The organism is Streptomyces sp. NPDC054863 (assembly GCF_053610825.1).
On the sequence record NZ_JBSGZD010000009.1, the window covers coordinates 17,638 to 30,783 of the forward strand.

12 protein-coding genes and 1 pseudogene are annotated in these 13,146 nt (G+C 70.1%); 6 read left to right on the forward strand and 7 right to left on the reverse strand.

Annotated features, from left to right (window positions below):
- Nucleotides 1-1,359 (forward strand): metallophosphoesterase, encoded by a 1,359-nt coding sequence (locus tag ACWGIG_RS03670; RefSeq protein ID WP_453319854.1) that lies wholly within the window; start codon nucleotides 1-3, stop codon nucleotides 1,357-1,359.
- On the opposite strand, the gene ACWGIG_RS03675 is transcribed toward ACWGIG_RS03670, so the two are convergent.
- Nucleotides 1,331-2,017, reverse strand: a complete 687-nt coding sequence (locus tag ACWGIG_RS03675) for a methyltransferase domain-containing protein (RefSeq protein ID WP_453319855.1) — start codon at nucleotides 2,015-2,017, stop codon at nucleotides 1,331-1,333. The genes ACWGIG_RS03670 and ACWGIG_RS03675 overlap by 29 nt on opposite strands.
- Between ACWGIG_RS03675 and ACWGIG_RS03680 the strand changes: the two are divergent.
- Both ACWGIG_RS03680 and ACWGIG_RS03685 read left to right on the forward strand, forming a co-directional pair.
- Nucleotides 1,995-2,369 (forward strand): annotated as a pseudogene (locus tag ACWGIG_RS03680) (PLP-dependent aminotransferase family protein); the annotation flags it as partial. The gene ACWGIG_RS03675 and the pseudogene ACWGIG_RS03680 sit on opposite strands and share 23 nt — an antisense overlap.
- 185 nt (nucleotides 2,370-2,554) lie before the next feature.
- Complete coding sequence (locus ACWGIG_RS03685) at nucleotides 2,555-4,111, forward strand: ABC transporter substrate-binding protein (RefSeq protein ID WP_453319856.1); 1,557 nt, start codon at nucleotides 2,555-2,557, stop codon at nucleotides 4,109-4,111.
- Nucleotides 4,112-4,164: 53 nt separating this feature from the next.
- On the opposite strand, the gene ACWGIG_RS03690 is transcribed toward ACWGIG_RS03685, so the two are convergent.
- The 6 genes from ACWGIG_RS03690 to ACWGIG_RS03715 form a co-directional block, all read right to left on the reverse strand.
- Nucleotides 4,165-5,304 (reverse strand): serine hydrolase domain-containing protein, encoded by a 1,140-nt coding sequence (locus ACWGIG_RS03690; protein ID WP_453319857.1) that lies wholly within the window; start codon nucleotides 5,302-5,304, stop codon nucleotides 4,165-4,167.
- A gap of 144 nt (nucleotides 5,305-5,448) precedes the next feature.
- Nucleotides 5,449-6,231, reverse strand: coding sequence for a succinate dehydrogenase iron-sulfur subunit (locus tag ACWGIG_RS03695; protein WP_453319858.1), 783 nt, complete (start codon nucleotides 6,229-6,231; stop codon nucleotides 5,449-5,451).
- Nucleotides 6,231-7,985 carry a succinate dehydrogenase flavoprotein subunit gene (sdhA, locus tag ACWGIG_RS03700; protein WP_453319859.1) on the reverse strand — a complete coding sequence of 585 codons (1,755 nt, stop codon included), beginning with the start codon at nucleotides 7,983-7,985 and terminating at the stop codon, nucleotides 6,231-6,233. Before sdhA ends, ACWGIG_RS03695 begins: the two co-directional genes overlap by 1 nt.
- 22 nt (nucleotides 7,986-8,007) lie before the next feature.
- Nucleotides 8,008-8,484 (reverse strand): succinate dehydrogenase hydrophobic membrane anchor subunit, encoded by a 477-nt coding sequence (locus ACWGIG_RS03705; protein ID WP_453319860.1) that lies wholly within the window; start codon nucleotides 8,482-8,484, stop codon nucleotides 8,008-8,010.
- 8 nt (nucleotides 8,485-8,492) lie between these two features.
- Nucleotides 8,493-8,873 (reverse strand): succinate dehydrogenase, cytochrome b556 subunit, encoded by a 381-nt coding sequence (sdhC, locus tag ACWGIG_RS03710; protein WP_453319861.1) that lies wholly within the window; start codon nucleotides 8,871-8,873, stop codon nucleotides 8,493-8,495.
- A gap of 162 nt (nucleotides 8,874-9,035) precedes the next feature.
- Nucleotides 9,036-9,635: a 2-oxo-4-hydroxy-4-carboxy-5-ureidoimidazoline decarboxylase gene (locus ACWGIG_RS03715; protein WP_453319894.1), complete on the reverse strand. Its 600-nt coding sequence runs from the start codon at nucleotides 9,633-9,635 to the stop codon at nucleotides 9,036-9,038.
- A 300-nt stretch (nucleotides 9,636-9,935) separates the two neighbouring features.
- Between ACWGIG_RS03715 and ACWGIG_RS03720 the strand changes: the two genes are divergently transcribed.
- The 3 genes from ACWGIG_RS03720 to ACWGIG_RS03730 all read left to right on the forward strand — a co-directional run bounded on the left by ACWGIG_RS03720 (nucleotide 9,936) and on the right by ACWGIG_RS03730 (nucleotide 13,078).
- On the forward strand, nucleotides 9,936-11,636 hold the full coding sequence (locus tag ACWGIG_RS03720; RefSeq protein ID WP_453319862.1) for a beta-N-acetylhexosaminidase: 1,701 nt from the start codon (nucleotides 9,936-9,938) through the stop codon (nucleotides 11,634-11,636).
- 199 nt (nucleotides 11,637-11,835) lie between these two features.
- Complete coding sequence (locus ACWGIG_RS03725) at nucleotides 11,836-12,348, forward strand: hypothetical protein (protein WP_453319863.1); 513 nt, start codon at nucleotides 11,836-11,838, stop codon at nucleotides 12,346-12,348.
- Between the two features lie 166 nt (nucleotides 12,349-12,514).
- Nucleotides 12,515-13,078 (forward strand): hypothetical protein, encoded by a 564-nt coding sequence (locus ACWGIG_RS03730; protein WP_453319864.1) that lies wholly within the window; start codon nucleotides 12,515-12,517, stop codon nucleotides 13,076-13,078.
- Nucleotides 13,079-13,146: the final 68 nt, after the last annotated feature.

The following is a 13,146-nucleotide window of genomic DNA, read 5'->3' on the forward strand; positions in this document are numbered from 1 at the left end:
GTGACCGTGGTGGTCGTCCTGATCGTCCTCTGCGTGGTCGGGCTGCTCGCCACGGTCCACTGGTACGTGTGGAAGCGCCTGGTCCGCGACACGACCACGACGTCCGTACGGGGGCGGCGCGTGCGGCGGGCGGGGGCGGCGGGCGTCGTAATCCTCCCGCTGATGTCGGTAGGCGCGGTGATGTCCGGTCGAATAGGCGCCCCCTTCTGGCTCCAACAGGTCCTCGCCTGGCCGGGCTTCCTCTGGCTGGCCCTGCTCCTGTACGTGACGCTGGCGCTGCTGGCGGGCGAGGCGATACGCCCGCTTCTCCTACGGTGGCCGCGTACGCGGGACGCTGAGCCGCCGCCCTCCGACCAGCCGCCCCCCAGCCTCCTTGGTCAGCAGGCCCCCAGCCTCCTTGGGCAGCGGGGCCACCCCCCGGGGGCGAGTGGGGCCTCCCCTGGTCGAGCGAAGCCGAGAGCTTGGGGAAGGGTGGGCAAGGGGGCGGCCCCCGGCGGAGCCGCACCCCTCGCGACCGCTCCCGCCCGCCCCCGCCCCACCCCCTCCCGACGCCTCTTCGTCTCCCGGGCCGTCGGCGCCGCCGCAGCCGTGGCTGGTGCAGGGATCGTCGGTTACGGCGCGTACGGCGTCCTGAGCGGCCCCCGCATCAAGCGCGTCACCGTCCCCCTCGCCAGACTCCCCCGCCCCGCCCACGGCTTCCGCATAGCCGTCGTCAGCGACATCCACCTCGGTCCCATCCTCGGCCGCGCCCACACCCAGCGCATCGTGGACGCCATCAACTCCACCCAGCCGGACCTGATCGCGGTCGTCGGCGACATGGTCGACGGCAGTGTCGAGGACCTGGGCAGGGCCGCCGAGCCGCTCGCTCAACTCCGTTCGAAGCACGGCAACTTCTTCGTCACCGGCAACCACGAGTACTACGCGGGCGCCGCCCCCTGGCTCGCCCACATCCGCGAACTGGGCCTGCACCCCCTGGAGAACGCCCGCGTCGAGATACCCGGCTTCGACCTCGCCGGGGTCAACGACGTCGGCGGCGAGGCGTACGGCCAAGGACCGGACTTCGTACGGGCGTTGGGCGACCGCGACCGTGCCCGCGCCTCCGTGCTCCTCGCCCACCAGCCGGTCCAGATCCACGAAGCGGTCCGGCACGGCGTGGACCTCCAGCTCTCCGGCCACACCCACGGCGGCCAGCTCTGGCCCGGCAACCTCATCGCCGAACTCGCCAACCCCACCGTCGCGGGCCTGGAACGCTACGGCGACACCCAGCTCTACGTCTCCCGCGGCGCGGGCGCCTGGGGCCCGCCGGTCCGCGTCGGTGCACCGTCCGACATCACCCTCGTACAACTGGCCGTGCGCTAGGGGGAGTTGCCGTCGGGTTGACCGCGACGCCCTTGAAGAAGGTGTAGTGGAACGTCCCGCCGGGGGTGGCGGTCCTGCGCAGGTCCGTGATGCCCCGGTCCCAGTCGGCCCCGGTGGTGAGCGCGGCGGCCAGTGCGTCGTCCCGGACGGAATCGACCATGGCGATGAAGGTGTTGCGGGTGAAGCCGTCGACCAGGCCGGGCCGGGTCTCGTCGGCATAGACAGTACGGGGCCTGACCTCGACGCTCTCGGATCCGGCGCCCGTCAGCAACGGCTGCACCTGTCGGCCGAGCAGCGCGTTTCCGCCCGCCGCCTCCTGGTGGCGGGCCTGGCAGTCGATCGCGGCGCGGGCGTGAGCGCTGTCGGGGTGGAAGAACGCCGATCCGTGGTCTCCCTCGATCACCGTGATGGTGCCTCCGGGGCGCAGCATGCGCCGCAGCCCGGCCCGGGCGCGCAGGGGATCCGCCAGGTGTTCCAGGACGAAGCAGACGAAGATGTGGTCGAACTCCGCGTCGGGAAAGGGGAGTTCGAGCAGATCTGCGCGGTGCCACTCCACCGGGGCGCCCGGGAGGAGGTCCGTGACGTGGGCGCGGGCCTGGGCGAGTGATTCCTCGGACCGGTCGACCGCGACGATGTACCGCCGTCGCCGCGACGCCATGATCACCGCGATCCGCACCCACCTCCCGCACGCGACCGTGCACGGCACCGCGGCGGGCCTGCACCTGACGATCACCTTCGAGAGCGACACCGCCGGTCCGGATGCCGCCGGGCCCGACACCGCCGGTCCCGATGTCGCCGACGCCGAGGGCCCCGACGCCGAGGGCCCCGATTTCGCCGACACCGACCTCGCCGCCGCGGCGCTCGCCCGCGACGTGAAGGTCCAGCCACTGTCCTGGCACTGCCAGTGCCCGCACCGGCCGGGGCTGGTCCTCGGCTACGCCGCGAGCACCCCCACCGAGATCGCCGAAGGGGTGGCCGTCCTCGGCGAAGCCCTCCGACAGCTGCTCTGACCTGCGCCCCGACACATGGACCAGTTGTGGATCACCTGTGCCCCATGTGTCACTTCGGAAAGAATTGCCCCTTCCGTGGCCCTAATTCGTGTGATTAGGTGAACGAATCGTGGGGCTGGGCGTGGGGAACTTCCGCCTGCCCGCTGGGTGGGGTAGTGCGAGGAGAGCAAGTCAATATGCGGTCGATGGGATCCATCCGCCTGCGTGTCATCGTCTCAGCGGCAGTCGTGGCAGCAGCTGCGGTCGGAGCCTGGCAGCTCCTCCCCTCCGACGGCGACAGCGTTGCCGCCATCAAGGTCGGTACGACGGACAAGGCGTCCTCACTGGACCCGGCCTACGCGTACGACGTGGGCTCCTGGGCGCTCTACGGCAACCTCTACCAGTCGCTGCTGACGCTCAAGACCGGCGCGGCGACGCCGACTCCCGACGCGGCCAAGGGATGCCGCTTCGTCGGGCAGAAGCTCATGACGTACCAGTGCGAGCTCAAGGACAACCTGGCCTTCTCCAACGGGAAGAAGATCACCGCCGAGGACGTCAAGTTCAGTTACGACCGCATCCTGCGCAACGGGCAGGAGGTGGGCCCGCGTTCCCTCTTCACCACGCTGAAGTCGGTCTCCGTCGAGGGGCAGCTGATCACCTTCAACCTGCACTCGGGCGATGCCACCTTCCCCTTCAAGGTGGCCTCGGGCGCGGGCTCGATCGTCGACAGTGCGAAGTACCCGGCGACGTCCCAGCGCAAGGACGCCGGGGTCGACGGCTCGGGGCCGTACGTCGTCACCTCGTACACGAAGGGCAAGCTCGCCCAGTTGGCCCCGAACCCCCAGTACAAGGGGGCCGTCGAGAAGGCCGGCCAGCCGGTCGAGGTGAACTACTTCGAGGCGTCCGAGGACATGCAGAAGGCGTGGGAGGGCAAGGAACTCGACGTCGCCCACCGCCAACTGCCGCCCGAGATGATCTCCAAGCTGGCCCCGGGCGACCCGAACGTCCAGGTCAGCGAGGTCGACGCGACCGAGACCCGCAACATGGTCCTGAACGTCCGCAAGACCTCGCCCTTCGCCGACAGGGACGTCCGCCGGGCCGTCTCGTACCTCGTGGACCGCCCGAAGCTGGTCCACGACGTCTACTTCAACACCGTCGAGCCGCTCTACGACGCCATCCCCAAGGGCGTCCTCGGCCACGGCACCCCCTTCTTCGACGCCACGTCGAGGCCCAGCGTGAAGAAGGCGAAGGCGGCACTGGTCGAGGCGGGCGTCGACATCCCGGTGAAGTTCACCCTGGGGTACGCCAAGGGCGGCGCGACCCGGCCCGAGGCCAGGGAGCTGAAGAAGCAGTTGGACGGGTCGGGCCTGTTCTCCGTCACGCTGAAGGAGAAGAAGGTCTGGGACGACTTCCAGACGGACTACAAGGCGGGCAGGTTCGACGCGTACAACGTCGGCTGGGTCGCCGACTTCCCGGACCCGGACAACTACAGCCAGCCGCTCGTCGGCAAGGGCAACAGCAACGCGAACGACTACGCCAACCCGCAGATCGAGAAGCTGATCGTCAGCACGCAGCGCACCTCCCAGCGCAGCGACGCCGTCGAGGACTTCAAGGCGATGCACAAGATCGTCGCGCAGGACGTGCCGCTGGTGCCGCTGTGGCAGACCAAGGACTACGTCCTGAGCAACGGCCGGGTCGGCGGCGTGCAGTACCTGTCGGACGGCACGGGCCTCTGGCGGCTGTGGGAGCTGAGCCGGCTCTGACCGGAGAGGGCGGGGGGGCTTATGGACCGGACCCGGTCCAGAAGCGCCCGCCCTCAGAACGCCGCGTCAGCCACCCGCAGCAGCGTCTTCAGCCCTGTCTCCGCCGACGCCCGCCCCGTGGAGTTGAAGGAGTACACCAGACGCCGCTTCAGGTCCCTGGTGGCGAAGACGCCACTGGTGTAGCCGGGGCGCGACCCGGTCTTGCCCCAGATCTCCGGCAGCCCCTGCATCCGGAACCGCTGGAAGCCGCCCGCCGCGTACGACGCGCCCTCGATGTGGTCCGGCACCTCGAACGCCTGCCGCTGCTGGGCGGGCTTCAGCAACCTCCCCTGGAACAAAGCCCGTTGGAAGTGCTCCAGGTCCCCGGCCGTGGAGATCATCCCGCCCTCGGCCCAGGGCCACGGCCGCTGCCGCGTCGTCTCCACGTCGAGCGGGCTGTCCGGCCCCGCCGCCACCATGCCGCGCGTGTACGGGGAGGGCATCGACGTGTCCTCGATGTCGGGTACGGACGTGTGCCGCAGCCCCAGCGGCCGGATGATCCGCCGCTCGGTCTCGCTCGCGAAGCTGTGCCCGGTGACCTTCTCCACCAGCACGCCCAGGATGAAGTAGTTGATGCCGTGGTACTGCTGGGTCTTCCCCGGCTCGGTGGGTGTCAGCCCCCGCGTCGCCGACCGCACGACCTCGACGCCGGTGCCCTCGACGATCTTCGCCGGCGGCTTGGGCAGTCCGCTGGTGTGGTCGAGCAGGTTCCGTACGGTGACGGGGTGGACGTAACCCGCGTCCAGCAGTCCCGGCAGGCGCTCCTGCACGGTGTCGTCCAGGCTCAGCCGCCCCTCCCCGACCAGCTGGAGCACCACGGTCGCGGTGAACATCTTGGAGATGCTGCCGATCCGGAAGTGCGCGTCAGGGGTCGGTACGGTGGCCCCCGACGTCCCCTTCCACAGGTCGCCGCGCTCCCCGCCGGCCCGTACCAGCACCCCGGTGAACTCGGCCGGGTTCAGCCCTGTGATCGACGCCCGCAGCGCCGCCCGGTCGAGGGGTACGGAAGCGGTCGTCCGCTGCTGCTGCGGGGGCGCGGTGGCGGCCGTCGCGGGGAGCGCCACGAGCGTCGACAGGGCGACACCGGCAGCCAGTGCCACGCACCAACGAGGCCGGGGAATGAGGGAGTTGCTGGAGCTGCTGGAGTGTCTCATGCCCGCGATTCTTCCGGGCGGGTGCGCACCGGGCCATGGGGTTGGCCCCCGGTGAGACCCTGAAGAAACCACTACGGGGCCCGCTCTCCGTGAGGAAAGCGGACCCCGGGGGACCGGAGGCTGCGGGCAGCGACCGGTGGTGGACTAGAAGCGACGCGTGATCAGCGCGCGCTTCACTTCCTGGATGGCCTTGGTGACCTCGATGCCACGCGGGCAGGCGTCCGTGCAGTTGAACGTCGTGCGGCAGCGCCACACACCGTCCTTGTCGTTGAGGATTTCGAGCCGCTGCTCGCCGCCCTCGTCACGGCTGTCGAAGATGAAGCGGTGCGCGTTGACGATGGCCGCCGGGCCGAAGTACTGGCCGTCGTTCCAGAACACCGGGCACGAGGACGTGCACGCGGCGCACAGGATGCACTTGGTGGTGTCGTCGAAGCGCTCGCGGTCCTCGGCGGACTGCAGACGCTCGCGCGTCGGCTCGTTGCCCTTGGTGATGAGGAAGGGCATCACGTCGCGGTAGGCCTGGAAGAACGGCTCCATGTCCACGATCAGGTCCTTGAGGACCGTCAGGCCCTTGATGGCCTCGACCGTGATCGGCTTCTGCGGGTTGATGTCCTTGATCAGCGTCTTGCAGGCGAGCCTGTTCTTGCCGTTGATCCGCATCGCGTCCGAGCCGCAGATGCCGTGGGCGCAGGAACGGCGGAAGGTGAGCGTGCCGTCCTGGTCCCACTTGATCTTGTGCAGGGCGTCGAGCACGCGCTCCTTCGGGTCCATGTCGACCTCGAAGTCCTGCCACTCGGCGTCCTCGGAGACCTCCGGGTTGAACCGGCGGATCCGGAAGGTGACCTTGATGTACGGAGAGTCGGCGAAGCCGGCCTCGGGCGCGCCCTTGCCGTCCTTCTCCACCTTGTCCATGGTCGGGGTAGCCATCAGTACTTACGCTCCATCGGCTGGTAGCGGGTCTGGACGACCGGCTTGTAGTCGAGCCGGATCGACTCGGTGCCGTCGGCCGTGACCTCGCGGTACGCCATGGTGTGGCGCATGAAGTTGACGTCGTCGCGGGTGGGGAAGTCCTCGCGGTAGTGACCGCCGCGGGACTCCTTGCGCGCCAGCGCGGACACGGCCATGACCTCGGCCAGGTCGAGCAGGTTGCCCAGCTCGACGGCCTCCAGGAGGTCCGTGTTGAAGCGCTTGCCCTTGTCCTGGATGGACACGTCTCGGTAGCGCTCGCGCAGCTCGGCGATCTTCTCGACCGCCGTCTTGATCGTCTGTTCGGTGCGGAAGACCATGACGTTGGCGTCCATCGTCTCCTGCAGCTCCAGGCGGAGCGCGGCCACGCGCTCGGTGCCGGTGGAGTTGCGCAGCCGCTCGACCTGGTCGACGACCATCGACGCCGGGTCCTCGGGCAGCTCCACGAAGTCGTTCGTGTGGCTGTACTCGGCGGCGGCGATGCCGGCCCGCTTGCCGAAGACGTTGATGTCGAGCAGCGAGTTGGTGCCGAGGCGGTTGGCGCCGTGCACCGAGACGCAGGCGACCTCGCCGGCGGCGTACAGGCCGGGAACGACGGTGGTGTTGTCGCGGAGGACCTCACCCTGGACGTTCGTCGGGATGCCGCCCATGGCGTAGTGCGCGGTCGGCTGGATCGGGATCGGGTCCGTGTACGGCTCGATGCCCAGGTACGTACGCGCGAACTCGGTGATGTCCGGGAGCTTGGCGTCGAGCTGCTCCGGCGGCAGGTGCGTGAGGTCGAGGTAGACGTGGTCGCCCTCGGGACCGCAGCCGCGGCCCTCACGGATCTCCGTGTAGATGGAGCGGGACACCACGTCACGGGACGCGAGGTCCTTCATGACCGGCGCGTACTTCTCCATGAAGCGCTCGCCGTCCTTGTTGCGGAGGATGCCGCCCTCACCGCGGGCGCCCTCCGTCAGCAGGATGCCCATGCGCCAGATGCCCGTCGGGTGGAACTGGAAGAACTCCATGTCCTCCAGCGGCAGACCGCGGCGGTAGCACGCGGCCTGGCCGTCACCGGTCAGGGTGTGCGCGTTGGAGGTCACCTTGAAGAACTTGCCGGTGCCGCCCGAGGCGTAGATGACCGACTTGGACTGGAAGACGTGGATCTCACCGGTGGCCAGCTCGTACGCGACGACGCCCGCGGACTTCTTTACGCCGTCCTCCTCCACGATGAGCTGATCGAGGACGTAGAACTCGTTGAAGAACTCCACACCCTCCTTGATGCAGTTCTGGTAGAGGGTCTGGAGGATCATGTGGCCGGTGCGGTCGCCCGAGTAGCAGGACCGGCGGACCGGGGCCTCGCCGTGGTTGCGGGAGTGACCGCCGAAACGGCGCTGGTCGATGGTGCCGTCCGGCGTACGGCCGAACGGCAGGCCCATCTTCTCCAGGTCGAGGACCGCGTCGATGGCCTCCTTCGCCAGGATCTCGGCTGCGTCCTGGTCGACCAGGTAGTCGCCGCCCTTGATCGTGTCGAAGGTGTGCCACTCCCAGTTGTCCTCCTCCACGTTCGCCAGCGCCGCGGCCATGCCGCCCTGCGCCGCGCCCGTGTGGGAACGCGTGGGGTAGAGCTTCGTCAGGACGGCGGTGCGGCTGCGCTTGGTCGACTCGATGGCCGCGCGCATGCCCGCGCCACCGGCGCCGACGATGACGGTGTCGTACTTGTGAATCTTCATCTTGGTTGCCTCAGCCCCGGGCCTAGCGGATGTTCGGGTCGAAGGTGAAGATCACCAGCGTGCCCAGAAGGACGGTGAACACCGTGGCGGTGTACAGCAGGTTCTTCAGCCAGAAGCGCGTCTTGGGCTTCTCCGCGTAGTCGTTGATGACGGTACGCAGGCCGTTGGCGCCGTGCAGCATGGCCAGCCACAGCATGATCAGGTCCCAGGCCTGCCAGAACGGCGAGGCCCAGCGGCCCGCCACGAAGGCGAAGCCGATCTTGCTCACGCCGCCGTCCAGCACCAGCTGGATGAGGAGGTGGCCGAGGACGAGTACGACGAGCACGACGCCGGACAGGCGCATGAACAGCCAGCCGTACAGCTCGAAGTTGGTGCGCGTGGCGCGGGGCGTCTTCGAGGTGCGCGCACGCGGCGGCTCGATGACGGGCGCAGGGTTGTCCACGTCGTACAGGCTTACGCCCTCGACGGGACCGACTGCGGAAGAGGTCTCAGCGGACATTTCTTGACTCAGCTCCCGAAGACTTCGCGTACGGCGTGACCGAGCACGGGGTACAGGGCGCCGACCATCAGCACGATCCAGACGCCCAGCACGGTCCAGAGCATCTGCTTCTGGTAGCGGGGTCCCTTGGACCAGAAGTCCACGGCGATGACCCGAAGGCCGTTCAGCGCGTGGAACAGGATGGCGGCGACGAGCCCGTATTCGAGACATGCCACGAGCGGGGTCTTGTAGGTGGCCACGACATCGTCGTACGCCTCGGGAGAGACGCGGACGAGAGCGGTGTCGAGGACGTGTACGAACAGGAAGAAGAAGATGAGGACGCCGGTGACTCGATGAGCCACCCAGGACCACATGCCTTCCCGGCCGCGATACAGCGTTCCAGCCGGCACGGAAATACCCTCCGGGAGCGGGGATTGGGGTCGGCCGGCTTGGTTATGTCGGTCTGACCCGGCCGGGTACGGTCCACCGGCCCCGGTCATCGTAGCGACGAGTTGTCGGTTCCCTCGCCCGGGGGCCTCCGGTGTGATCAAACAGGCAATCAAACAGCCCAATCAAACGGCCACGGACGGGCTACCGGCCCGGGGTGTCGCCTGCGTCCAGGGTTCCCGTACGAGCCGGGCGAGTCGGCCGCGGGCCAGCCTGCGCAGCTCGTCGGCGGCCACGGCGCGCTCCTCGTCCCGCTCGTTGCCCAGCCGGAAGCGGATTCCGGCGAGGATCTGGTCGAGGTGCTCCTCCGGCGCGTACGCGTCGAGACAGATCACGAACGAATGTCCGAAGCGTCTCTCGTACGTGTCGTGGGCGGCCAGCAGTGCGGTCTGCGCGGCGGGCGGGGTGTCCGGGCGCGGCTCCGGCGGGACCTCACGGGCCAGCGCGTCCGCGATCTCCGGGACGGAGAGGTCGTACGACGCCTCGTCGGCGGCGGCGAGCAGGGCGTCCGGATCGGGGTAGGGGCGGTGTGCGGCGAGCCGCTCGGCCCAGCGGCGGCTGCGGCAGCACCCGAGGAGCACGGCTTCGGCGGTGCGCGCGGGGGCCTCGTTGAGCCGGTCGAGCGAGGACCGGTCGAGGGGTGACGGGCCGAGGGGCGACGGGTCGGGAGGGGGCGGGCCGAGAGGGGACCGGTCGCGGGAGGACGGGTCGAGCGAAGGCCGCAGGAGCTCGGACCGGTGGGGCCCGGACTGGTGAGGCGGGCCGCCACGGCCGCTCGTTGTAAGGGAGGCGGAGGGGTGCAGCGTGGCTCCTACGTCGAGTCCGTCGAGTGGCGGTGTGCTGGATGGGACGGTGGCGGGGTCGTAAACGCTAGCGATGGCCGGGAAGAGCTGTCCGACGAATGCACGAATTTCATCCGAACGGGAGGGTTTACGCGCGCGGGGTAGACGGTTCTGCCGCCGAAATCTCGTACTTTCGGCGAGTCCAGTGCTTTTTGTACCAAAAGCGAGAGTTGGGGACGACGGATGAGCAATTCCCGAAGGTCACACCGGGCCATGAGGGGCCGGGTGCCGCGCGGGGCGCTGGTGGCCGGAGCCGTCGTGGCCGTCGCGGCGGCCGGTACGGTCACGTTCGCCGCCTGGCCGGACGGGGAGGGCGGGACGGGGGCGTCGGCCCGGTCGTCGGAGACGGCCCCGGAGTCCGGGTCGGCCGGGTCGGGACAGGACGACGCCAAGAGCGCGGACGCCGGGCGCCCCGCGTCGCCGTCCCCCGCCGCGAAGCCGACACGCCCCGTCTCCGGGCCGCCGCGCACCATCCCCTTCGTACGGGACGTACAGCGCGGTCGCGGCACGGGCTGGCGGCCCGCGCAGGGCACCCGCGTCGTCGTCGCGGAGGGCAGCGAGGCAGCCCTCGCCGACGAGGGGAGGCTGCTGGCGGGCGAGCTCAAGAGGGAGTACGCGCAGGGCGTCGCGGCCCGGCCCGGCGACGTCGAGCTGGTGCTGGGCACGCCGGGATCGACCGGCGGCCCCGAGTCGTACACCGTCACCACCACCGGCGGCCGGGTGCGGATCGCGGGCGGCGACCAGGCGGGCGTCTTCTACGGCACCCGCACCCTCAAGCAGGCGGTCCGCTCGGGCGGCGGTCTCGCGGACGGCGTGCTGCGGGACGCCCCCGCGAAGCCCAAGCGCGGTTTCGCGCTCGACACCGCCCGCAAGCACTTCGACGCGTCCTGGATCGAGGACCGGATCCGCGAGATGGGCGACCTCAAGCTCAATGAGCTGGGCCTGCACTTCTCCGACGACCAGGGCTTCCGCATCGCCTCCGCCTCCCACCCCGAGATCGTCTCGAAGGACCACCTCACGCAGGCCGAGGTCCGCCGCATCGTGGCCCTCGCCGCCTCCCGGCACATCCGGGTGGTGCCCGAGATCGACTCGCCCGGTCACCTGGGCGCGGTCATCGCCGCGCACCCCGACCTCCAACTGCGCAGCGTCTCCGGCAAGGCGTCGCGGGGAGCGGTCGACATCGCGAACCCGAAGGCGGCCCGGATCGTCGACGAGCTGCTCACCGAGTACGCGACGCTCTTCCCCGGCGCGTACTGGCACCTGGGCGGCGACGAGTACCGCGCGCTCACCGTCTCCGACCCCGAGGCCACCTACCCGCGGCTCACCCGCGAGGCGCACCGCAGGCACGGCGCGCGGGCCCGCGTCCAGGACCTGGCGACGAGCTGGCTGAACGACCGTGCGGCGACGGTCGCCAAATTCGGCAAGTCCGACATCCGCGCCTGGAACGACGGCTACTTCGCGGGCGGCACGGTCGACGCGCCGAAGTCCCGCGAGGTCGCGTACTGGACGGGCAAGGAGATCGGCGCCCGCGAGCCGCTGGAGTACCTGAAGGAGGGCCGCGAGGTCCTCAACGTCAATGACGAATACCTCTACTACGTCCTGGGCGAGCCCAACACCTTCCAGTACCCGACCGGCCGCCGCATCTACGACGAGTGGACCCCGCGCGTCCTGCGCGGCAGCGAGAGCGTCCCGGCCCGCTACGACGGACTGATCACCGGCGGCCAGCTCGCCGTCTGGTGCGACTACCACAACGCCCAGACCCAGACCCAGGTCGCCCGGGGCGTGCGCCTCCCGCTGCGCGCCACCGCCCAGAAACTGTGGGACCCGCGAAAGCCAGGACTGGACTGGGAGGGCTTCAAGGCCCTGGCGGGGGAGGTGGGGTAGGACCTCCGGAGGGGAAGGGGGATTTCGGCCGGAGTGGGAGTGTGATTCGGGCCGCAGTCCGGTCCCGATGGCGATGACCCCCCGTCATGTGGGCACAATGTGCCAGGACTGTGGTGGATACGTGCGCAACTGGCCGTTCCGGCTCAGTCCGGGTGAGGCTTGAGCCTCTTGAGGTCAACGCGTGGGGGGAGTGGGAAACATGGGTTTCTGGGGTTACTTCGTCGTAGGGAAGAACACCGGGCCGCTCTCGGAGCTGGAAGCATTGGCCGAGGTCAGAGACGATCTGGCGCTGTACGACGAGCGTGCAGGCGGCTGGCAGGTCTGGGAGCGCCCGAGTGAGCCGGAGGTCGGCGACATGGGCGCGCTGGCGCGGGACGTGTGCCGGGACACCGGAGCACCGGCGCTGTTCGCCTTCGTGATGGGCAGCGACTGCGTGGTCGTGGAGGCCGCGGCGCCCGAGGGCGGTTCGTGGTTCGCGTGCCTGGGGCGCGAGGCGATGGCCGGATACCTGCAGGCGGACGGGCTGCTCCTGGAGGACCTGTTCCTGTCGGCCGAGGACGCGGCGGAGAAGGCCGTTTCCTGGGCGGCGGAGGCAGGCAGGACCGTCGAACTGGAGCCGCTCGTCACCGTGCTGAAGGCGGAGGCGGATCCGGTCGCCGAGGAACTGTTCGCGTACTTCCTGGACGTGCTGGGCCTCGAACGACAGCCGTAACCACGGCAGCACGACAGCAGTGACGTTCCGGCAGGGAACCCACGGGCGCGCGGTGGCGTTGCCACTGTGACGTATTCCGGTGCCGGTACGCAGACGGAAGCAGAGGGTCCGCCACTCCGGGCGGTCCCGTGCCCGTGACGTTCCGTCATGGTGTCGAGGAGGACGCGTGAGCCTGCCCCTGGTGGAACCGGCCGGACTGGCCGACCGGATCGGTCGCGCCGGCGAGCGCGCCCTCGCAGTGAGCGCGCTCGCCTGCCTGGACCGCTGTCTGCCGCTCCTTGAGCACGTCGATGGGGTGGCGGTCGGCGCCGACGCCGCCGACGCCGCGCTGCGTCCGCTCTGGGAGGCGGCCGAGGGCGGCGAGGCGTGGCTCGGCAGGCTGCGGCTGGCCGCCGCGGCTGTCGTACGGGCGGCGGATCTCGCCGAGGCGGACACGGGCACGGGACCGGTGGCACTGCTGCGGCGGGCGGCGGCCGTGCCTCGCCGGTACGAGGCCGGGGAGCTGCGGGACTGGGCCGTGGAGTGTTCGGACGCGGCCCTCTCCGTACACCGGCATCTGGACGGGGACCGCGACGGCGGTCCGCTCGCCACGGGTGAACTGCGCCGCCAGGAGCGCCTGCTCGACCTCCTCGCCGAGGACGGCGACGGGCTGCGGGCGGCGTTCGTCCAGTCGACGGAGGGCAAGCGGGTACTGCGGGCTGCTGCGGCGCGGCGGGCCAGGCGGGCGTAACGCGAGAGGGTGCATCCGTCCCACGCGGTGAGACGGATGCGTGGGGTGCGGGCGACCTGGAGCACCGG

Bases quoted from the DNA above. Each gene is read 5' to 3' on its own strand.
- ACWGIG_RS03685 (WP_453319856.1), top strand. From the start codon at position 2,555: ATGGGATCCATCCGCCTGCGTGTCATCGTCTCAGCGGCAGTCGTGGCA.
- ACWGIG_RS03675 (WP_453319855.1), bottom strand. From the start codon at position 2,017: ATGGCGTCGCGGCGACGGCGGTACATCGTCGCGGTCGACCGGTCCGAG.
- sdhA (WP_453319859.1), bottom strand. From the start codon at position 7,985: ATGAAGATTCACAAGTACGACACCGTCATCGTCGGCGCCGGTGGCGCG.
- ACWGIG_RS03705 (WP_453319860.1), bottom strand. From the start codon at position 8,484: ATGTCCGCTGAGACCTCTTCCGCAGTCGGTCCCGTCGAGGGCGTAAGC.
- ACWGIG_RS03720 (WP_453319862.1), top strand. From the start codon at position 9,936: ATGAGCAATTCCCGAAGGTCACACCGGGCCATGAGGGGCCGGGTGCCG.
- ACWGIG_RS03695 (WP_453319858.1), bottom strand. From the start codon at position 6,231: ATGGCTACCCCGACCATGGACAAGGTGGAGAAGGACGGCAAGGGCGCG.
- ACWGIG_RS03725 (WP_453319863.1), top strand. From the start codon at position 11,836: ATGGGTTTCTGGGGTTACTTCGTCGTAGGGAAGAACACCGGGCCGCTC.
- ACWGIG_RS03690 (WP_453319857.1), bottom strand. From the start codon at position 5,304: ATGAGACACTCCAGCAGCTCCAGCAACTCCCTCATTCCCCGGCCTCGT.